This is a genomic window from Nocardia acidivorans NBRC 108247, assembly GCF_001625085.1.
GTDB classification, from domain to species: domain Bacteria; phylum Actinomycetota; class Actinomycetes; order Mycobacteriales; family Mycobacteriaceae; genus Nocardia; species Nocardia acidivorans.
In genome coordinates this window covers 21,301-40,665 of sequence record NZ_BDAW01000057.1, presented here as the reverse complement: position 1 = coordinate 40,665, position 19,365 = coordinate 21,301, and the positions used below count along the sequence as shown (strand labels likewise).

The window sequence follows — 19,365 nt, the reverse complement described above, 5'->3', positions numbered from 1 at the left end:
GCGAAACCACCCTTAACGCCCATCGCACGGCCGGATAATTCCGCCATGCGAAAATTAGCCGCGGTGATAGCCGCCCTCTCCGTACCCATACTGCTGACCAGTTGCTCTTCCGGCCCCCGGTTCGGTGAGCAAGAGCGATGTCGAGATCAAGATGAGCGGTCTCTTCCACGACAAATCCCATGAGGACGCGAAATCCGTTGTCTGCGACGGGGATTTGAAGGCCGAGGTGGACGCCACGCAGAAGTGCACCGTCACCTCCGCGGACGGTCAGACCTGGATGACCACCGCCAAGGTCACCAAGGTCGACGGCGATGCCCCCAACTACGACATCGAGTTCAGCGACAAGTTCGTCAGCCCGGACGATATCGCCACCAATGTGGCCACGTTCTACTCCAACAAGGTCGGCACCGCCCCCAAATCCGCCAGTTGCAACGGGCTGCTGCGCGGGGCCACCGGCTCCACCGTGCGCTGCGTGATCACCGAGGCCGACGCCACCCGCTGGGGTGTCACGGTCACCGCCACCAATGTCGAGGGCGATACGGTCAACTACAACATTCTGGTGGACGACCAGCCGATGGCGTAGCGCGCGAGCACCGTCCCGGTGTGTTTGAATACGGCGGTTTCCAGCCGCTCCCGGGGAGATCGCCACGCGTGTCCATGTCCCGCAACCACTTCGAGATGCCCCGCAACCACTTCGAGATGCCCCGCAACCACTTCGAGAACTTCGACCCGAGCACCGCGAACGGGGTGTACTGCCAATACTGCGGCTCGACTCCGGCGGTGCGGGTGGACTTCCGCGCGCACCGCGGATTGATCTTCGTCATGCAGTTCCGCAAACTGCCCGGACCGTTCTGCCGCTGCTGCGGATTGGCCGTATTCCGGCATATGACCGGGGATTCCCTGGTGCAGGGCTGGTGGGGTCCGGTCTCCCTGTTCATCAATCCGATCACGGTGCTGCTCAATGTGGTGGTGCGTAGCCAGGTGGCCGCGCTGCCCCCACCGCTGCCCGGCGCCCGCGCCCGTCCCATGGCCCCGGGCAAACCGCTCACCCGGCGCTGGCAGATGGCGGGATTGGTTGTGCCCCTGGCGATTGCGAGCCTGATCGCGGCGACGGCAGGTGGTGCGGACTGGTCCACCACGCATAAGGGCCACACCACCTATACCCTCTATCCGTAGCCACTCAGCGGCAGCTGTAGAGCGTGGCCTCCGCCAATTCGTCAATCACATCGGCCATTTCGCCGCGCGCGCGAAACGCGTCGAGTTGCCGGTGCGCGCCGTTGCCCCGCGCCAGCAGGGTGCTGAGCGCATCGCTGACGAAGCCCAGATCGCCGAGTTCGTTGAGCGCCGGTTCGATCAGATCGACGAGTTTGGCGAGCAGATCCTGCACCGGGATGATGCGCCCGTCCGACGGATCGACGGCCGGACCGTCCATACCCCCGTGCGCGGCACGCCAATAGGCCGCGCGCAGTGTGTCTTCCGCGATTCTCGGCGTTTCGGTGCTGCGCTGGGCGATCATGACCGCCGCGCGCACCAGGGTGGCCAGCAGCGCCGACTCCTCCACGGTGGCGGGCACATCGCTGACCCGCACCTCGACGGTGGGGAACGTCACCGACGGGCGCACATCCCAATACACCATCTTGCGATCCAGGATCACTCCGAGCGCCAGCATGGCCTGCACCGAACTGTCGTACTCGCGCACCGATTCGAAATGCGGTGGCGGACCGGCACTCGGCCAGCGCCGCCACAGGATATTACGCCAACTGGCATAACCGGTTTCGTCACCGTGGTAGATCGCGGAATTGGCGGTGAGCGCCAAAAGCAAAGGGAGCCAAGGGCGCAGGAAGTTCCCGACATGCAGCGCCACCTCACGGTCCGGCACCGCGACGTGCACATGACAGCCACACAGCCCCTGCTCCTGTGCCAGCCTGCCGAAGCGTTCGGCGATCCGGCGATAGCGCGGGGTGGCCGTGACGGCGAGCAGTTCCGCCGAGACCGCGGGCGGCACCGCGACCGCGAGCAGGACCGCGTCGTTCTTCTCCGCGCAGGCCGCGGCCCCGCGGCGCAGTTCACGCAACTCGCCCAGCAGATCACTGGAATTGGTGTGAATTCTGGTGCTGGTCTCGACCTGGCACCGCATGATCTCCAATTGCATATCTATGCCGAGGTCCGCCGCGGTCCGGGCGACGTCGGCATTCTTGCCCACCGGCGCACCGGTGCGCGGATCCACCAGGAGAAACTCCTCTTCGACACCGACTGTCGGCAGGGTGTCCACCTTTCCTGTGTACCTCATTGCGGTGACCTTGACACCTGCCGGAATGGTCTCTTTATCCGGTTTTTTGCGCGGATCATGTCGGTGGCCTGGGCCAGAATATGGAGATGGCATATGACGAGATTTTGGCCGACCGGATTCGGGACGCCCTCGGGCCGATGCTGCCGGAGGTGGTCGAGAAGAAGATGTTCGGCGGCCTGGCATTCCTGCTCGGCGGCAATATGGCGGTCGCCGCCAGCGGTAAGGGCGGATTGCTGGTGCGTGTCTCACCCGAGCGCTACACCGAACTGCTGGTGCCCGGCGCGGTGGAGGCCATGGTCATGGGTGGGCGCGAGACGCGCGGCTGGCTTCGCGTCACCGCCGAGACCGTCGAGTCCGATGCGGCGCTCATCGAATGGGTCGAACGCGGAATCGCCTTCGCGAGCTCCCTACCGGTGAAGACCGGCAAATAATGTGCGGTGCGGCACATTACGCGAACAGGTGTGTCCGGCCTCACCGAATTCGCCGCTGCCGCAACGCTTTCACCGCTCGCCGTCACGACCTCTTTACACCGCGGTACAGTGCGGAAACCTCGGCACCGCAGGCTGGTGAATATGAGGCAATCCGAGGTTCATGCGCTGGCATGCGAAATATGCGGTCGCCTGCCCCATCCCCGTCGCACCCGGCTCACGCTCGCCAAGCTGGCCGCGGTCTTCCCCGTCGAATTGGCTCTGCACGCGCTCGTGCTGCATCTGGAACTGCCCTATCTGGCCGCCGTCGCCATATTGACCATCACCACCACCATTCTCGTTATCTGGGTGGTGGAGCCCGGGGCCATGCGCTACCTTGCCCGATGGCTGCACGGACCCGAATTGAGTCATCGCCGTCGCCTGGACAGCGCCGAGCTGCTGTGGCGAATTCGCGTGCGGCTGGACAACACTCCGGGTCGGCTGGAGTTGCTGGCCAAGCAGCTGGCCTACCGGCACGCGAATATTCTCACCGTCCATGTGCACCATCTCGAGGACGGCGTACTCGATGAACTGGTGGTCTCGACCCCGGCCGATGTCGGACCGCCGCGCCTGAGCACTGCCATCGACCGCGCGGGCGGCCGAGCGGTCGGCATCTGGCCCGCCTCCGCGCTCACCCTGGTGGACGGGCAGACCCGTGCGCTCGGGCTCGCCGCGCGGGTGGCCACCGATCCCGAGGAGCTGCCCCTGGTCATCGCGGAACTACTGGGCGCGCAATATGTTTCGGCCGTCGAGCCCGAACTCTCCACGAGCGGAACGGTACTCGAGATCGAGACGATGACCTTCGTCCGCGCCGGCGACCCCTTCACCCCCGCGGAAATCGCCCGCGCCTACCGCCTCTCGGATCTGGCTCGACTGGCCGCGCGGCAGCGCTGAATCCCATCCCACCATTCGGGATACCGGCGGACTATCCCGGCATTCCGGACCGCTTGGTTTCACACCGTGGCACACTGCCCCTGGCGCACGGAGTGAGAGCGCGAGGGGTTGATTGGATGACGGTTCGACGCATCGGGGGCGTGGACAGCGGCGGGAATCCGCCTGCGCGCAGCGCGGTTCGCAATGCCAAATTGGCGGCGCTGCCCATCGCCTTCGCCGGACGGCGAGCCGCGGGGCTGGGCAAACGAGCATTCGGACAGCCCGCCGACGTTGTGAATATGGAGATTCAACGCCGCACCGCACAGCATTTCTTCGAGGTGCTCGGCGAATTGAAGGGGTTCGCCGCCAAGCTGGGGCAATTGCTGGCCCTGTACGAGCTGGGCCTCTCGCCCGAACTCGCCGAACCGTATCGCATCGCGCTGAGCCGGTTACAGGACGCCACCCCGCCCATGCTCCCGCGCACCGTGCACACGGTGCTCGCGGAGTCGTTCGGCCCGGATTGGCGCGCGGAATTCCAGTCCTTCGACGATCGGCGCGCCGCCTCGGCCACCATCGGGCAGGTGCATCGCGCGGTATGGCATGACGGCCGCGCGGTGGCGGTCAAGGTCATGTATCCCGGTGCGCGCCAGGCGATTCACAGCGATCTGGAACAGGTGCGACGCATGTCCGGCCTGGCATCGGTCTTCGTGCCGAATGCCGATATTCGCGCGCTCACCGATCAGCTCTCCGAATGTGTCATCGCCGAACTGGATTTCGCGGCCGAGGCCGAACAGCAGCGGGTCTTCGCGGCCGCCTTCGCCAATGATCCGGACTTCCGGGTGCCCGGGGTGCTGGCCCAGCGCGGCGATGTGATCGTCAGCGAATGGCTGGACGGCATTCCCCTCACCCGGCTGATCGCCGGTGGCGCACAACCCGAACGGGACCGGGTCGGGATGCTCGCGCTGCGTTTCGTGCTCTCCGCGCCCGAGCGGTCGGGACTGCTCTATTGCGATCCGCATCCGGGAAATTTCCGGGTGCTCCCGGACGGCAGGCTCGGCGTGGTCGATTTCGGGGCCTGCGTTCCCTGGCCGCCGCCGGAATTCCCGCTGCTGGTGCACGATGTCGCCGACGCCCTCTTCAACGGCACCCCGGCCGATCTGGACGCGGCCATGCGGCGGCACGGTTTCGCCGATTTCGAGACGCCGTTCGATGTGCGGGCGCTGACCGAACAGCTACTCCCCTATACCGATCTGCTGCGGCACGACACTTTTCGCGCGGACAGCGCCTGGCTGCGGGATCGGGTGCGCTCGGGAATGAGTCCGCAGCTGAGCAATGTGAACCGCCAGCTCACCATGCCCGCCTTCTACACCCCGTTCGCCCGCTCGATCCTCACCCTGCTGGGCCTGATCTGCCAGCTCGGCACCACCGGTCCGCTGCGGGCCGAAATGCTGCGCTGGTCACCGGAATTGGCGGAGGTGGTGCAGCGACACCGAGCCCACACCGGCGGACCGGTCGACCTCACCGCGGCTCGAACGCGGCGGGCGGCCACGGCGAAACGGGATGCCGCTGCCGGGTAATCGCCTGCGCCGCAGTAGGTCCCGGTATCGCATCCTTCCGGCGACAGCAGCCCTTGATCACTGTCCCAGACAAATCTGGGCTGGAGTGACAACGGTACCGCTTTCGGAAGGCATGACATCGTGGTCACAGCGTCGAACCGAACGTCAGCACCGGAGGATTCGGTCCCGGACCACGAGGTGGCGGTCATCGGCGCGGGCCCCGGCGGTATCGCCGCCGGGGTTCATACCGGAATTCGCAGGGTGACAGCACCTATAGCCGCCCGTCCGGCTTCTTCCGCGCGCGGCGCGGACATCGGCGATTCCCGTTCTCGGACTATCGATTCGAAGTGCACCGATCGCAGTGTCCTGACCCGAGGTCGGCCGATACCGCACGATGGTCGGGGCCGGGCAGGCGCGATACCGAGGTGCCGGTGATCTGTACGCCGCGCACCAGGATGTGATCGAGTCTGGCGAGCGGGACGGCCGCGGGCCAGGTGAAGGCCGCGCCGGAATGGATATCGCGGTAGCCGGGGGCGAAACCGGTCCAGTGCCGGTCGGTGCCCGCGGTGTTGAAATCGCCCGCCACCACGACACGTTCGGCGCGCTCGGCGGTGAGTTCGCCGGAGAGCAGGCTCAGGCCATGATTGCGGGTGGCGGTGTCATCGAGCCGAACGGACGGCAGGTGCACCACGTAGACCACGAGATCGCCCGTGGGCGTGGCGATATGGGTGCGCAGACCCCGATACCAGTCGACTCCGACATCGATGGGGGTGGTGTCCGAGACCGGGTAGCGGCTCCACAGCGCGACGGTGCCGAATTCGGCGCGGTAGGGGTACGCATCGTCCAGGATCCGCACGGATGGTTCACGATTGGCGCCGCCCAGCTCCTGCACCGCGATGACGTCCGCGTGGGTGGCGACCAGGGCGCGGGCGGTGGCGAGCGGAGAGGTGTTGGCGGCGAACAGATTCTGCGAGACGATGCGCAGATCCGTCGAGGCCGGTACCGGGTGCGTGCTGGGAACGGGCGCCCACCAGGAGCCGAACAGGTACGCCCAGGCCGATAGTGGGGCCAGCGCGGCGACCGCACCGGCGGGACAGCGGCACAGCACCGCGACCACGGCCAGTACCGGGATGAGCGCGCCCAGCCAGGGAGCGGCGGTATCGAGCGCGACGCCCAGCCCGCCGATATCGGGCATCCGGCGGTGCCCCAGCAGGACGAGGGTGAGAAGTGCTGCCGCACCGGCGAATACGGTCACCTGCCCGCCGCGGCGGGTCGCCACCTGATTCACTGTGCCGGACACAGTCGCCGGGGCGTCTTATCGCCCTTCAACCGCGCGTCCGCACAGCCACCCGGCAGGCCCTGATAGGGGGCGCCACCGAAATTGGCCGTGACGGTCAGTGCGCCGTCGCCGAAGACGGTGCGCTGTACCTGATGGTCGCCGGTGAGCCACCGGAAGTCGGTCATGGCCTCGGTGCCCGCGACCTCGTGCAGCGGAGCGAAGAACTGTTGCAGCCGAGCGATTTCCGGACCGTGCTCGGTCAGTGTGGCGCGGTCCAGGGCGAAGTTGAGCGGGGTGTTGTTGAGGATCGCGGTGAGGGCGCGCATGGTCCGCTGCCGCGGCAGTTTGTAATACGAGAGCTCCCAGCGGTCCACATTCACCAGCGAGTCGTGCAGCACCGTTTCATAGAGCGGGACGCGGTAGGCGGGATCGAACATGGCCCGCACCAGCGGCTCCGGCAGGTCGACCGGTTGGAAGAACACCTTGGGCGCGGCCTCGGGATAGTACGCACCCCATACCTCGCGATCGCGTTGCAGCTTCCACAGCTCATCCGAGATCGGGTTCTGCGCACCGTGATTGAAGGCCAGCACCGGTGCGGCCCAGGCTCCGGCGGCCTCCGAGCCCAGCACCTGACCTCGATCGTCCACCCACTTCATCCGCTCGAGCCGGTTGGCGCGATCCTGCCGCTGATTCATCGCGTGCGCGGCGGTGTAGTCGTCGAAGAAGTCACCGGCGGCATCGACATCGAGGAAGTAGGTGTTCGCGCCATTGCCGGACAGCTGTGCGTACCGATCCTGATACAGCGTCGGATCCTGTTTCAGCGCTTGTGAACTCACGTAACAGCCGCGACCGCCGAAGCCCTTCTCCGGGGTGCCGTCGGCACCGTGGACGCAACCCTGCGGCCAGATCGCACCGGGCCAGCGCGAGACCGGATTGTCGGCGGTACCCGGATCCTGGGCGTTGTCCCACGAATCATAGGGTCCGGCAAGGTATCCGGCGGCTTTGGCCTCGTCCACGGCCTGTGCGCTCATCGGATGGTCGTCGGCGTCGTAGCCCAGCCACATGCGGCTCACCCCCAGATCGCGTAGCTGCCGGACGGCCTCGGGACTGCGGCCGTCACCCCACAGGTAGGCGTGGAACGCGCCCAGCAGTCGGGCATTCGCCGGATTGCGGTCGATCTTGTCGCGCAGCGAGACGAAATCGCCCTGGGCGATGAGCTGTTCGCGATAGTCGGCCGCCGCGGCGACCGGTGAATCGTCGGTGAGCGCGAAGGTGACCGCGTAATCGCGGGCGCCCGCGCGATCGTCGAAATCGTGTGCGGCGTGCGCGCGCAGCGACCCGTCCTGCGACCGCACGGTGAGACTGCTGCCGATATCGGTCGGCACTACATAGCTGACGCCGCGCCCGCCGAGGGTGTACCCCCAGAACGGCATGGTGAGTGCGGAGGTGAGCGGCAGATCCGTGCCGACGAGACCGGTGTCCGGACCATTCCAGAAGGCATCGCGCACCGGTAGCGACAATCCCTCACCGCGCGGAATCTGGAGTGCGGTGGCGGATTTGTCACCGCCGGTGATCGGCCAGACCAGCTGCCCGTCCCGGTCGCTGTGCAGTTCGATGCGCAGGCGGCCGTCGGTGGCGAAAGCGGTGGCGGTGAGTTCCCGGTCCGGATAGCTCCACCGCGCGGTGGTGCCCTCGACCTCGATATCCCCGGGCGGCCCCAGCCGGTCCGCGGCCGGGGCCGAGAGTTCGAGCCGCTGTCCGCCGCTGATCGCGTCGACCGCCAGCGAGGCGGTGTCCACCTCGGCGGTGCCCCCGGAAATGGCGATAGCCACCCGATTGCCGTTGAGCTGCGGCTTGGCCGCGGAGATGTCGTGCGTGCACGCGGTGATACCGGTCGCCGTCAGGCTCAGCAGGGCCAGTACGGCCAGCGGCCGGTGCGATCTCCGAATTCCCATGCGGGTCACGATCGCCCTCGAAGATGAGAGTGCGATGAGAAAAACGCAGGTGAGGATATTACGTATAGTCCGGTGCGTGCGGGTACTGGTGGTCGACGACGAAACCTCGGTGCGGGAGGCGCTGGTGCGCGCCCTGGACAGCGAAGGGTACGAGACGCACGCCGCCGCCGATGGTGCGAGCGCGCTGGCCGAGATTGCCCGCTGGCAGCCGGAGGTGGTGGTGCTGGATGTGCTCATGCCGTTCATGGACGGTCTGACCGCGTGCCGCACGCTGCGCGGGCGTGGGGATCGCACCCCGATCCTCATGCTCACCGCGCGGGACGCGGTCTCGGATCGGATCGAGGGTCTGGATGCGGGGGCCGACGACTATCTGGTGAAACCGTTCGATCTGGACGAATTGCTGGCGCGGGTGCGGGCGCTGCTGCGGCGTACCTATCCCGAGGACGGTGTACTGCTGTCGGTCGCGGATCTGGTCATGGATACCGGTGCGCACACGGTTCGGCGCGGCGGGCGCGATATCGAGCTCAGCCGGACCGAATTCGCGCTGCTGGAGGTGCTGCTGCGCAATGCCGGACAGGCGCTGCCCCGCGAGACGCTCATCGATCGGGTGTGGGGGCACCAGTCCTCGAACTCACTGGAGGTCTACATCCGCTATCTGCGCCGCAAAATCCAAGCGCCGGAAGAGGTTCCATTGATTCACACGGTGCGCGGGGTGGGATATCGACTGGGGGCCGCGTGAATCGCCTCGGGCTGCGCGGCCGGATCGCCGTATTCTTCGTGCTCGCCATGGCTTTGGCGCTGGCGGGGATGGGCGGCGCCGCCTACGTGGTGGTCGGGCACGAGTTGAACAGTGCGCTCGATCTGAATCTGCGCCGGCAATCCACCCGGATCGTGCGGCAGTTCCCGGTCGAGCCGTCGGTGGCGGCCATGTCCGGGGCCTGCGAGTATGTCGCCGCGCCCAGCTGCGTGCAGGTGGTCGCGGCCGACGGGACCATCGAATCCGAGCACATTCCGGGCTTCAGTCTGCCCATCGATACCGAAACGCGTTTGCTGGCAGCGGGTTCCGGCGGTCCTTTCTTCTCCGATATCACCCTCGACGGTCATCGGATGCGCATGTACACCGCACCCCTGCGACCCGGCAGTGTGGTGCAGGTGGCGCAGCGCTCGGAGACTGTCGACACCGGATTGCGGCGCGTAGGCGTGGCATTGGTGGTGGCGGCCATCGGCGGGACGCTGCTGGCCGCCGCCATCGGGACACTGCTGGCCCGGCGCGCGCTCGCACCCGTGAGCGCACTGACGCTCGCCGCCGAACGGGTGGCGCGCACCCGAGATCCGCACGCGCACATCACCGTTACCGGGAATGACGAGCTGGCCCGGCTGGCCACCAGTGTCAACACCATGCTCGCCGAATTGGATGCCGCGCTCACCTCCGAGCGCGATTCCCGTGCCGCACAGCAGCGTCTGGTCGCGGACGCCTCGCATGAATTGCGCACGCCGCTGACCGCGCTGCGCACCAATATCGATCTGCTGCGCCGGGGTACGCGCCTGTCCCCCGCCCAGCTCACGGCCACCGTGGCGGCGCTGCGGGTGCAGTCCGAGGAGCTGTCCGGACTCGTTACCGATGTCATCGACCTGGCGCGTGCCGACGATCCGGCGGCGCAGCGCGAGACACCGGAGGATCTGCGGCTGGACACCCTGGTGACCGAACGCCTGGAGGTGGCTCGAAGGCATTGGCCCGCAATCACCTTCAGCGCCGAACTGACGCCGACCACCATCGAGGGCGTACCGGCGCGGCTGGCGCGCGCGGTCACCAATCTGCTCGACAATGCCGCCAAATTCAGCCCGTCCGACGGGATCGTGCGGGTCACGGTCCGGGACCGGCGGCTCACGGTCGGCGATGACGGCCCGGGCATCGCCGCCGCGGACGTCCCGCACGTCTTCGACCGCTTCTATCGCGCCGGAACAGCCCGCGCCACCCCTGGTCATGGACTCGGCCTGGCCATCGTGGCCCAGGTCGCGAAGGCACACCGGGCCGAGATCACCGTGGAGTCCGAACCCGGCCGGGGCGCGGAGTTCACCCTCGCCTTCCCGAGCGACCAGGACGATTCGATCGGATGGTCACCGGAATGAACCGTCCGATGCCGAATCAGCGTGTGACAGGCGGTAGTTGGGTGTGGCAGTCGTGCCAGGCCCTGGGCGAGAGATGATGCCGGGTCCGCCCGAACAGTTCGTGCAGCGCGGCGCCGTGCTGCACGGCCAGCGCCGGATTCTGGGTCATGACATCGAGTTCGTTCGCGGCGGTGATCTCCATGAACGCGCTCAGCTCCCGCGGGTCGGCGTACTCCTCGCCCCCGGTGAAGCGGTCCCGGAAGAGCACCTTGTCATCGGCGAGCCGTGGATACACGGCGTCGCGATCGCAGCTGGCGTAGAAGTACACCAGCGCCTCGGCGGGCTCCCCGATGAGATGCACCAGAATCGGCCGATCCGCGAGATCGAGCAGGGATTGCCCGAACCCGTCGGTGCCGTAGGTGGCATGGCACAGTCCCGCCACCTGGATATGGGTGGCCGCGTCCCAGTCGGCGAGTAGTCCGGCCACCCGTTTCAGGTGTGTCAGCAGTGTGCCGCCCGGGTGCGGTATGCGGTCCGCGCCGTGCTCGATGAGAAACCGCTCGATTCGATCCCATTGCGGGGTGGACACATTGGAGGCGTTCACGACCTCCAGTATCACCGCCCGTCGGCCGCCTCGTCGATGAGTCGCCGATGCAGCTCGGTCGTCATCTGATGGATGGCCCTGGTCAGCTCGGTATTGGTCTTCAACTCCAACTCCTGCTGACTGAAGTCGTGATCGGCCTTGATCTGCTGAAACTCCGCCTGCCGATTCTGCCCGATCATGACGAACGTCGACAGAAAGATCGCCTCCAACGACACCACCAGCGTCAAGGTAGGCCAGGGACTCGCTTCGAAGAAGATCATCCAAATCGCGAACCCCACCGCATGGATATAAACGAACCCCATGGACCCGGCGAACCTGGTGATCCAATCCGCCACCCGCAGTTGCATACTGGCGGCCCGCTGCTTCCGGAAGTTGACCACCGCGGGGTGCTGTAACGGCTTCGGCGACTGCTGCGTCACGGCTGGCTCCTGAACGATTCGAATGGCGGGTCTGGCCGACGGACCGAATGGTAAGCCGCAGGGCGGTGAGGGCGTGGCGGAGGGCGGCGGTTCGGGTCGGGCGCGGCGAACCGCCCCGCTAGACCGCTTCGGGCACCGGCGAATTCGCGCGCCCCCGCCGCGCGCGGTACTCCTGCGGCGGACACCCCTTCCACCGCCGGAACGCCCGAATGAACGAAGCCGCCTCCGCGTACCCCAGCCGCCCCGCCACCTGTTCGGTGGTCATCTCGGTGTGATCGAGCAGCTCCTCGGACAGCAGTTGCCGCACCTCGTCCAGTAGGGCGCGGAAGGAGGTGCCCTCCGCATTGAGCCGCCGCGACAGCGTGCGCGGGCTCATGAACAGCTCCGCCGCCACCGCCGCCTGATCGGGCACCTGTCCGGGATCGCGCACCAGCAGATCCCGAACCGCCCCGGCCACCCCGGTGCGCGCCTGCCGCCGAGCCAGCAGATCACGGCAGAGCTGTTCGCAGGTGTTGCGCGCCCACTCATTGGCCCGCGGCAGTGGAACATCCAGATAGGCGCTGTCGAAGGCCGCCACATTCGCGGGTGCGCCGAAGGTCGGCTCCACCCCGAAGACCGCGCGATAGCGCGCGGTGTCCGCGGGCCCGGCATGACGGAAGGCGATCCGGTGCAGCGGTACCCCGGCCGCGAAGAGTTCGCGCCCGATCATCTGGATTCCGGTCAGCACGCGTTCGGCGAGGAAGCCGCGCACATCCTCGGGCACCTCGCGATCATCGAAGATCAGGCGCGCCTCGCCGCCGGATTCCTCGAAGGACAGCTGCCCGAAGGCGAAGGCCGGTCCCACAGAGCGCAGCGCCACCTCGACCGCGTCGCGCGGCGTGCGGCTGCTCAGCAGCGCCAGCCCCCACGGCCCGTACAGCGAGAGGTGATACCGGGTGCCCGCCTCCACGCCCAGCCCGGGCTCGCCGCCGAAGCGCGCCAACAGGTTTCGCACCACCAGCACCTCCTGGCGCGCGGTGATCTCCACATCCGGATCGCTCACCGCCTCCGGGGGCAGGCCCGTCCCAGCCAGACAGGCCGCAATCGTCATTCCGCGCTCCTGCGCGAGCCGCGTCATAATGTGCACGCCGGAGGTGTTTCGCAATAGATCCCAGTCGAACATGTACCCAAGTCCTCATCGACTCCACCGACAACCCGTCCGGGGTGACCCGGACAGCCACACGATATGCCGAATCCGCCGTGTCTGAGTCAGTTTGCCAGAAGACCTGGAGATCTCCCTATTCCCGAAGCACTGCCTCGGGGCAGTCGAGCGTGGCTGCTGCACCGGATCGCTTGCCCCGGTGCGGCATTCGACCGGGCGGCGCGCCGAATTGTTCGGATCACTGTGCGGCCGGTGACATTCTCCTCCGTACCGGCGATATGAATTCTCGAATGCACTTGCAGTGCAATACCATCCCAGCGGTCTTGTTTCGTCACGTAACAGAACGCTCACGCTCGCGATCCATACCTATCCGGTTTGCCGGATCGGTGACGACGCGAGGGAAACCGCATCATGAGCTCACACACTCTTCTGCTAATGCCTGTTCTGGCCGGTTCGGCCTTCGGAGTGGGCGTGTGGCTCGGTATTCGCTCGTGCGCGGACGAACCGGATCGGCCTAAACCTCCGGACGAGGAAACCGCTAACGTTCTGATTCATGAGCACGCATTCGACGCGGACCCGCACCGTGGTGGTCACCGGCGCATCCTCCGGTATCGGTAGAGCGACCGCGGCGGCGTTCGCGGCCCAGGGCGACAAGGTGATCGGCACCAGCCGCAATCCGGACTCCATCGCCGCCGCGGATCGGGTGTCGGGTGTGGACTACCGCGCACTGGACCTCACCGACAGCGCGTCGATCGAGCGCTTCGCCGCCGATCTGGGCGCGGTCGATGTGCTGATCAACAATGCCGGGGAGAGTCAGGCCGGTCCACTGGCCGAACTACCGCGCACCGCCGTCGAGCGACTGTTCCAGCTCAATGTGATCGGTCCGGTGGCGCTGACCCAGGCGGTGCTGTCCGGGATGCGGGAGCGCGGGTACGGGCGGGTCGTCATGGTGGGTTCCATGCTGGGCAGCTTCCCCATGCCCTACCGCTCCTCCTACGCCGCGACCAAGGCGGCGCTGCGCGGCTTCGCCACCGCCGCGCGCTTCGAGGAATCGCCGTTCGGGGTGTGGATCACCACCATCGAACCCGGCCAGATCGATACCGGACTGCGGGAGCGGCGCACCAAGTACATCGACGAGGGCTCCCCGCACACCACCGATTTCGCGCGCTTCATGGCGAAGATGGATGAGAAGCAGGGGCGTGGCATCACCCCCGAACGAGTCGCGACGACCATCGTCCGCGCCGTCGCGGCGGATCGGCCGAAGCCGCTCTACGCCATCGGGTCCAACGCACCGATCATGTTCGCGGTGCGCCGCATCCTGCCGCGCACGGTCATGGAGCGTCTGATCGCGGCGTCCTACGGCCTCAAACGCTGAGTCATCCGCCCGTCGAGTCATCGCCTGACCGGCGCGATTGAGACCTGCGTCGCGTAGCAGGCATCGTTTCCGCTCCGGCGGGTATGCGCTTCGCAGGACGCCGAGACGCCTCGGCGACTCGCAGAGAAGGAGAGAAACATGCTTGGTCTGGGCATTCTGGGCTGGATCATTATCGGCGGTCTGGCCGGCTGGATCGCGAGCAAGATCATGAAGACCGATGCACAGCAGGGCATCCTGCTCAATATCGTCGTAGGCGTGATCGGCGGACTACTCGGTGGCTTCATCCTCAAACTCTTCGGCGTGGATGTCGAAGGAGGCGGCCTCTGGTTCAGCTTCTTCACCTGCCTCGGCGGCGCGGTAATCCTGCTGTTCCTGGTCAATCTGGTCACCGGGCGCCGCGCCGTGCGCTGACGCCCCTCGCAAGAACCTGCCCGGCCGTGCGGCTACTCGCCCGCGGCCGGGCAGTGCGGCAGATGCGGCCCCGGATCGGTACGCGCGAAGAGCTTCAGGATGATGTCGCCGAGCAGGTTCGAGAGGTCGTCGATCTGCTGTACGACCACGGCCTTGGCCTCCGGGTTCGGGGCGAGCAGGAGCTGTTCGGCTCCGCGCCAGGCATATTCCCGCCAGATCTGGATCACCTGGCCGAAGGCGACGCCGGTGAGGGGCTCCATTTCATAGGGCGCGCGCATCGCCGGGTCCGCATCACCGTAGAGGGTCGCGAGTTCGGAGACGGTGCCCTGTTCGGCCTCGGCGAGCAGTTCGTTGATCTTCTCGTGGTCGGGCTTGTAGGAGTTGCCATCGGGGGCGGTGACGCCCATATCCGCGATGACGATCGGCAGATCGTGGGTGATGTGCGCGTTGTAGGCGACCGCCACATTCCCGAACACGGTCAGCGAATGATCGTCCGAGGCACGGAAATTCTGCTTCCAGGACTCGGGAACCAGATCCGGGCGGCCGTTCACGTAATAGTTGTCGATGGCGTCGAAATAGTGCTGCGCGTACGTGGCCGACCAATCGTTCACATGCTCGGGATAGGCGAATCCACCACGCTCCCGGGCGATTTCACGCTCACCCTTGGTGGTGTGCAGATAGCTCAGCAGCAGCGGGGCATTGTCGTCGCAGTCCCGTTTCATCACCTTGGCGCGGGCCTCCATATCGGCGATGGTGTCGTCGATACATCGATCCGACCCGCTCGGGCAGACACCGTGCGCGGGTGTATGCGGAATCGGCGCGGGCGGCAGCTGATAGGTCCACGGCACATACGGTCCACGATCGGGGAACAGCTGCCGGGATATTTGCAGCAGCGCCTGCATCGGAGGCAGATTCGCCGCGCCGAGCACCAGCCGCGAACCCGCGGAATCGTCGACGTGCGGCGGGTCGGCCGCGGCGGGAATACCGATGAACGATCCGACCACGCAGGCCAGCGAAAGTGCGAATGCCGATGAAGCACGCATGAACGCCAAATCCTTCCCCGGGGACGACAGTGCCGGGCGAGCCTATGCCAGGGAATCGATAGCCTCTCGCTATTCCCGGTGCTCGGGGTGTCGTGCCGGGGGCGCTCGATCAGGTGAGTTTCAGGTCGCGGCCGATGATTTCGCGCATGATCTCGGAGGTGCCGCCGTAGACGCGGGTGATGCGGGCATCGGCGGCGGCGCGGGCGATGGGGTATTCGCGCATGTAACCGTTGCCCCCGAAGAGTTGCTGGCAGCGGTCCAGACAGCGGAATTCCATCTCCGAGGCCCAGAGTTTGGCCTTGGCGGCATCGGCGGGCGTCAAGCGGGCCGCATTCAATTCGAGTACGCATTTGTCCACGAAGGCTTCGGCCACCGCGACCTCGGTGGCGACATCGGCCAGGACGAATTTGGTGTTCTGGAAGGAGGCGATGGTCTGGCCGAAAGCCGTTCGGGTGCCGACGTATTCGATGGTGGTGAGCAGGGCCGCACGAGCGCGAGCCAGACAGGCCACGGCGATCTGCATGCGCTCCTGCGGCAGATTGCGCATGAGATATTCGAAGCCGCGGCCCGGCTCGCCGAGCACATTCTCCTTCGGCACGCGGACCTCGGTGAAGGTGAGTTCGGCGGTGTCCTGGGAGTGCAGGCCGAGCTTGTCCAGATTGCGACCGCGTTCGAACCCGGGCATACCGCGCTCCAGGATCAGCAGGGTGAGCCCGCGGTGCCGGTCGGGCGCGGTGCGGACGGCGGTGATCACCAGATCGGCGTTGATGCCATTGGTGATGAACGTCTTCGCCCCGTTCACCAGGTAGTGATCACCCATATCGACTGCGGCCGTGCGGATTCCGGCGACATCGGAGCCCGCGCCCGGCTCGGTCATCCCGATGGCGGCGATGAAGGTGCCCGCGACGAATCCGGGCACCCAGCGCTCACGCTGTGCGGCGGTGGTGAGCTGGGTCAGATACGGCGTGCAGATGTCATTGTGCAGTGCGAAGTTCAGCCCGACCCCCGCGCAGTCGGCCGCCATGAACTCTTCGATCAGGATCTGATTGAAGCGGAAGTCGGCCGTTCCCAGTCCGCCGTATTCGGCGGGCGCGGCGAAGCCGATCAGGCCGAGCGCGCCCGCGCGGGTGAACACCTCGCGTGGCACAATGCCCGCGTCCTCCCACTCCAGATAGTGCGGCGCAATCTCTTTGCGGATGAAGTCGCGCGCCAGTTCGGCGAACGCGCGGTGATCGTCCTCATAGTGCCCTCGTTCCATACGCCCATGGTCCGGCCGAGATGGGCTGGGTGAGCAGAGAATCGCGGCCACTTCGCCCAGATCCGTTGTGCCCGTGCCGTTGCGTTCCCGGTTGCCACAGCGATGATCTTGGTGAACAATCGGCGATCAATTCTGGGCCGCTCCGGGGCGGGCGCAGTACAACTGTGGGAGCGGGAACGAATGGCGGCGCGAGTCAGTCTGTGTTTTCTGGTGGAGGAGCAATACCGCCGGGACGGCATGCCGCGCAGCGTGATTCACCAATTGCGCGCCTGGGGTCACCGGGTGGATGTGGTGCGACCCGGCGGGGAACTGCTGGATCTGAATACGCTGGTCGAGCGCGGGCATCATGACGCGTGGGTGCTCAAGACCGTCTCGGGCGGACCGGGACTCGGACTATTGGAGGCGGCCGCGGCGGCGGGGCTGACCACCGTCAATGACGCGCGCTCCATTCGCGGCGTGCGCGATAAGGCCCGTGCGGCAGCGCTGGCAGCCGCGCACGGACTACCGGTGCCCACCACCTGGGCGGCGGCGCGCCCGCGCGATCTGGCGCGAATTCCGGCGGCGCGATTCCCGCTGGTGGTCAAGCCCGCCGACGGCAGTTCGGGTCGCGATGTGCGGGTGGTGGAGCGGCCCGAACATCTCGCGGCCATCGACCGGGCCGATCAGGGGCTGCTCATCGCGCAACCGTTCGTGCCGAATTCCGGTGTGGACCTGAAGGTTTACTGTGTGGACGGGCGCGTCTACGCCACCGAACGCACCTCCCCACTGCATACCGGCGGGCGCAAGGCACCCGATCGTCCGGTATCCCTGGATCCCGAAATCGCCGCTATCGCGGCGCGTGTGGGTGAGGTCTTCGGTCTCGACCTCTACGGGCTCGATGTGGTACGCGGTCCGGACGGCCCGATCGTGGTGGACGTCAATGACTTTCCGAGTTTCGGACAGGTGCCGATGGCGGTGCCGACCGTCTCGCGGGCCATTGTCGAACTGGCGCGCGGTGGTTCGGCCTGGCAGAGCATGCCGCGGCTGCGCGAATCCCGGTTCGAGGAACCGCTCGCGGTGGGGACGCTGTGATGCGGATCGGATTTCTCACCGGCGATCCGAACCATCCGCTGCTCGCCGAAACGGCCGCCCTGCTCACCGAGGCCGGTCACCGGATCGAACATCTCGCCCCGGATACCCCGGCGCCGTCGGATCCGGCCGATATCTATCTCCTCAAGGCGCGCACCTCCGAGGCAGTGGCTTTGGCGCGCGCCCTGGAGAACACCGGTGTGCCGGTGCTCAATTCGGCCGCCGCCACCGAGTTCTGTCAGGACCGCGCCCACATGGCCGAGCGCGCCGAGCAGGCCGGATTCCCATTCGCCCGCACCAGGGCGCTGGCGAATCCCGGACAGCTCACCGGGTTCGAACACCCGCTGGTCATCAAGAGCCGACACAGTCGACGGGGTGATCTCGTCACCCGGATCGCCGATGCCGCCGAACTCCGGGAAGTCCAGCGACGCTGGCCCGGCGAACCGATCGTGGTACAGGACTTCACACTGGGCACCGGCTGGGATCACAAGCTCTGGGTGATCGGCGATCAGGTCTTCGCGGCGCTACGGCAAACGGAGTTCGCACCCGAACCTCGACTGCCCGACCGGCATTCCTCGATTCCGCATCCCTGGGCGGATCTGGCGCTGGCGGTCGGCGAAGCCTTCGAGTTGGAGGTGTACGGTGTGGATATCCTCGAGGTGGCGGGCTCGCCTCTGATTATCGATGTGAACGCCTTTCCCGGAATGCGCGGGCAATCGGGAGCGCCGCGGGCACTGGCTCGGCGCGTGCTGGCATCGCATTCGCGCGAAACCCACCGCTTTGCACGTGTCGCATCATGATTCTATAGACACCGTGCCACGAACCCAAATAGACGCGGTACCAATATATTTGGTTCTCGCCGTGCTCACTTTCGTTCCGTACCAAGCTATTAGCCTCCTGCTTCTCCAATACCTGGTATGAGAGCCTGTTCGCGGCCAATCAAATGCTCCGACCTGCTTCAACAAGCCCACCGCGCCCAGGCGATTGAATATGTGGATCTGCGATCACGCGCTGGTGTGGATGACCGATGAACTCGAATCCGACGAAAGCGGTGTGGCCCTGCGTATTCGGGGAATTCCACGGCTGCGGCTGACCGTCGGCAGTGCCCGCGGTCAGGAAGTACGCCTTGTCGAAATTGAATTTGCCGCTGCCCAGAATCGCCATCATGGTGGTGGCGGCATTGACCTTGCCCTGACCGGTCTCGGCCACGCAGAGGCGGTCATTGTTGCAGCGCACCGGTTTGTACGCGCCCGGGACATCGACGGTGGTGGGCAGCTGTTCGCGTTGCAGCCAGACCTCGTTCTCCGGGTCGAACATGGTGATGACCAGGACGCCGACATCGATCTTGCCGGAATCGCCGCCGGAACTTCCGGAGCATCCGGCCACGGCGAGCGCGGCCACTCCCAGCGCGACGGCAAACTTCTGGCGGCGTGAGGTCATGGGGAGAGAATCGGCGACATAACTCGCGAACCAGGCAGGCGCGACACTCGGTGGTAATGCGAGAATCTCGGCCCCGA

The 19,365-nt window shown here is 66.5% G+C and carries 20 protein-coding genes; 11 read left to right on the top strand and 9 right to left on the bottom strand.

Translation table 11 applies throughout. The features are described from left to right. Nucleotides 1-124 precede the first annotated feature (124 nt). Both NA10_RS26295 and NA10_RS26290 read left to right on the top strand, forming a co-directional pair. Nucleotides 125-583, top strand: coding sequence for a DUF4333 domain-containing protein (locus NA10_RS26295; protein WP_067572585.1), 459 nt, complete (start codon nucleotides 125-127; stop codon nucleotides 581-583). Nucleotides 584-651: 68 nt separating this feature from the next. After that, nucleotides 652-1,176, top strand: coding sequence for a hypothetical protein (locus NA10_RS26290; protein WP_157556746.1), 525 nt, complete (start codon nucleotides 652-654; stop codon nucleotides 1,174-1,176). 4 nt (nucleotides 1,177-1,180) lie between these two features. On the opposite strand, the gene NA10_RS26285 is transcribed toward NA10_RS26290, so the two are convergent. Beyond that, entirely contained in the window at nucleotides 1,181-2,290 is a 1,110-nt protein-coding gene (locus NA10_RS26285) for a carboxylate-amine ligase (RefSeq protein ID WP_067572581.1), read from the bottom strand. A gap of 86 nt (nucleotides 2,291-2,376) precedes the next feature. Here NA10_RS26285 and NA10_RS26280 point away from each other — a divergent pair, with 86 nt between their 5' ends. The 3 genes from NA10_RS26280 (at nucleotide 2,377) to NA10_RS26270 (ending at nucleotide 5,207) form a co-directional block, all read left to right on the top strand. Beyond that, nucleotides 2,377-2,721 carry a TfoX/Sxy family protein gene (locus NA10_RS26280; protein ID WP_067572643.1) on the top strand — a complete coding sequence of 115 codons (345 nt, stop codon included), beginning with the start codon at nucleotides 2,377-2,379 and terminating at the stop codon, nucleotides 2,719-2,721. Nucleotides 2,722-2,862: 141 nt separating this feature from the next. Beyond that, nucleotides 2,863-3,651, top strand: a complete 789-nt coding sequence (locus tag NA10_RS26275) for a putative antibiotic biosynthesis monooxygenase (protein ID WP_157556745.1) — start codon at nucleotides 2,863-2,865, stop codon at nucleotides 3,649-3,651. A 116-nt stretch (nucleotides 3,652-3,767) separates the two neighbouring features. Next, nucleotides 3,768-5,207: an ABC1 kinase family protein gene (locus tag NA10_RS26270; RefSeq protein ID WP_245677906.1), complete on the top strand. Its 1,440-nt coding sequence runs from the start codon at nucleotides 3,768-3,770 to the stop codon at nucleotides 5,205-5,207. 313 nt (nucleotides 5,208-5,520) lie between these two features. Here NA10_RS26270 and NA10_RS26265 read toward each other — a convergent pair whose 3' ends face one another. Together NA10_RS26265 and NA10_RS26260 are read right to left on the bottom strand one after the other, a co-directional pair. After that, entirely contained in the window at nucleotides 5,521-6,465 is a 945-nt protein-coding gene (locus tag NA10_RS26265; RefSeq protein WP_157556744.1) for an endonuclease/exonuclease/phosphatase family protein, read from the bottom strand. A 5-nt stretch (nucleotides 6,466-6,470) separates the two neighbouring features. Next, complete coding sequence (locus tag NA10_RS26260) at nucleotides 6,471-8,420, bottom strand: glycoside hydrolase (protein WP_067572574.1); 1,950 nt, start codon at nucleotides 8,418-8,420, stop codon at nucleotides 6,471-6,473. A gap of 76 nt (nucleotides 8,421-8,496) precedes the next feature. Here NA10_RS26260 and NA10_RS26255 point away from each other — a divergent pair, with 76 nt between their 5' ends. Both NA10_RS26255 and NA10_RS26250 read left to right on the top strand, forming a co-directional pair. Next, on the top strand, nucleotides 8,497-9,159 hold the full coding sequence (locus NA10_RS26255; protein WP_067572573.1) for a response regulator transcription factor: 663 nt from the start codon (nucleotides 8,497-8,499) through the stop codon (nucleotides 9,157-9,159). After that, entirely contained in the window at nucleotides 9,156-10,550 is a 1,395-nt protein-coding gene (locus tag NA10_RS26250) for a sensor histidine kinase (RefSeq protein WP_245677905.1), read from the top strand. The genes NA10_RS26255 and NA10_RS26250 overlap by 4 nt, the downstream gene beginning before the upstream one ends. A 16-nt stretch (nucleotides 10,551-10,566) precedes the next feature. Here NA10_RS26250 and NA10_RS26245 read toward each other — a convergent pair whose 3' ends face one another. The 3 genes from NA10_RS26245 to NA10_RS26235 all read right to left on the bottom strand — a co-directional run bounded on the left by NA10_RS26245 (nucleotide 10,567) and on the right by NA10_RS26235 (nucleotide 12,714). Further along, nucleotides 10,567-11,133, bottom strand: coding sequence for a DUF6817 domain-containing protein (locus NA10_RS26245; RefSeq protein WP_218021587.1), 567 nt, complete (start codon nucleotides 11,131-11,133; stop codon nucleotides 10,567-10,569). 11 nt (nucleotides 11,134-11,144) lie between these two features. Next, nucleotides 11,145-11,552: a DUF1003 domain-containing protein gene (locus NA10_RS26240; protein WP_067572571.1), complete on the bottom strand. Its 408-nt coding sequence runs from the start codon at nucleotides 11,550-11,552 to the stop codon at nucleotides 11,145-11,147. 118 nt (nucleotides 11,553-11,670) lie between these two features. After that, entirely contained in the window at nucleotides 11,671-12,714 is a 1,044-nt protein-coding gene (locus NA10_RS26235; RefSeq protein ID WP_067572569.1) for an AraC family transcriptional regulator, read from the bottom strand. Nucleotides 12,715-13,246: 532 nt separating this feature from the next. Here NA10_RS26235 and NA10_RS26230 point away from each other — a divergent pair. Next, entirely contained in the window at nucleotides 13,247-14,068 is an 822-nt protein-coding gene (locus NA10_RS26230) for an SDR family oxidoreductase (protein WP_067572567.1), read from the top strand. Between the two features lie 138 nt (nucleotides 14,069-14,206). Next, entirely contained in the window at nucleotides 14,207-14,479 is a 273-nt protein-coding gene (locus NA10_RS26225; protein ID WP_067572564.1) for a GlsB/YeaQ/YmgE family stress response membrane protein, read from the top strand. Nucleotides 14,480-14,511: 32 nt separating this feature from the next. Here NA10_RS26225 and NA10_RS26220 read toward each other — a convergent pair whose 3' ends face one another. Together NA10_RS26220 and NA10_RS26215 are read right to left on the bottom strand one after the other, a co-directional pair. Further along, nucleotides 14,512-15,522 carry a DUF5995 family protein gene (locus NA10_RS26220; RefSeq protein ID WP_157556743.1) on the bottom strand — a complete coding sequence of 337 codons (1,011 nt, stop codon included), beginning with the start codon at nucleotides 15,520-15,522 and terminating at the stop codon, nucleotides 14,512-14,514. A gap of 109 nt (nucleotides 15,523-15,631) precedes the next feature. Next, complete coding sequence (locus NA10_RS26215; protein WP_067572561.1) at nucleotides 15,632-16,780, bottom strand: acyl-CoA dehydrogenase family protein; 1,149 nt, start codon at nucleotides 16,778-16,780, stop codon at nucleotides 15,632-15,634. Between the two features lie 180 nt (nucleotides 16,781-16,960). Here NA10_RS26215 and NA10_RS26210 point away from each other — a divergent pair, with 180 nt between their 5' ends. Continuing rightward, nucleotides 16,961-17,851, top strand: coding sequence for an ATP-grasp domain-containing protein (locus NA10_RS26210; protein ID WP_084515261.1), 891 nt, complete (start codon nucleotides 16,961-16,963; stop codon nucleotides 17,849-17,851). Next, nucleotides 17,851-18,648, top strand: coding sequence for an ATP-grasp domain-containing protein (locus NA10_RS26205; protein ID WP_067572558.1), 798 nt, complete (start codon nucleotides 17,851-17,853; stop codon nucleotides 18,646-18,648). The genes NA10_RS26210 and NA10_RS26205 overlap by 1 nt, the downstream gene beginning before the upstream one ends. A 139-nt stretch (nucleotides 18,649-18,787) precedes the next feature. Here NA10_RS26205 and NA10_RS26200 read toward each other — a convergent pair whose 3' ends face one another. Beyond that, complete coding sequence (locus NA10_RS26200; RefSeq protein WP_067572556.1) at nucleotides 18,788-19,288, bottom strand: nucleoside phosphorylase-I family protein; 501 nt, start codon at nucleotides 19,286-19,288, stop codon at nucleotides 18,788-18,790. Nucleotides 19,289-19,365 lie beyond the last annotated feature (77 nt).

Coding starts and splice junctions, on each gene's coding strand:
- NA10_RS26200 (WP_067572556.1), bottom strand. CDS start 19,288: ATGACCTCACGCCGCCAGAAGTTTGCCGTCGCGCTGGGAGTGGCCGCG.
- NA10_RS26205 (WP_067572558.1), top strand. CDS start 17,851: ATGCGGATCGGATTTCTCACCGGCGATCCGAACCATCCGCTGCTCGCC.
- NA10_RS26210 (WP_084515261.1), top strand. CDS start 16,961: ATGGCGGCGCGAGTCAGTCTGTGTTTTCTGGTGGAGGAGCAATACCGC.
- NA10_RS26280 (WP_067572643.1), top strand. CDS start 2,377: ATGGCATATGACGAGATTTTGGCCGACCGGATTCGGGACGCCCTCGGG.
- NA10_RS26275 (WP_157556745.1), top strand. CDS start 2,863: ATGAGGCAATCCGAGGTTCATGCGCTGGCATGCGAAATATGCGGTCGC.
- NA10_RS26220 (WP_157556743.1), bottom strand. CDS start 15,522: ATGCGTGCTTCATCGGCATTCGCACTTTCGCTGGCCTGCGTGGTCGGA.
- NA10_RS26235 (WP_067572569.1), bottom strand. CDS start 12,714: ATGTTCGACTGGGATCTATTGCGAAACACCTCCGGCGTGCACATTATG.
- NA10_RS26230 (WP_067572567.1), top strand. CDS start 13,247: ATGAGCACGCATTCGACGCGGACCCGCACCGTGGTGGTCACCGGCGCA.
- NA10_RS26215 (WP_067572561.1), bottom strand. CDS start 16,780: ATGGAACGAGGGCACTATGAGGACGATCACCGCGCGTTCGCCGAACTG.
- NA10_RS26285 (WP_067572581.1), bottom strand. CDS start 2,290: ATGAGGTACACAGGAAAGGTGGACACCCTGCCGACAGTCGGTGTCGAA.
- NA10_RS26225 (WP_067572564.1), top strand. CDS start 14,207: ATGCTTGGTCTGGGCATTCTGGGCTGGATCATTATCGGCGGTCTGGCC.
- NA10_RS26260 (WP_067572574.1), bottom strand. CDS start 8,420: ATGGGAATTCGGAGATCGCACCGGCCGCTGGCCGTACTGGCCCTGCTG.
- NA10_RS26270 (WP_245677906.1), top strand. CDS start 3,768: ATGACGGTTCGACGCATCGGGGGCGTGGACAGCGGCGGGAATCCGCCT.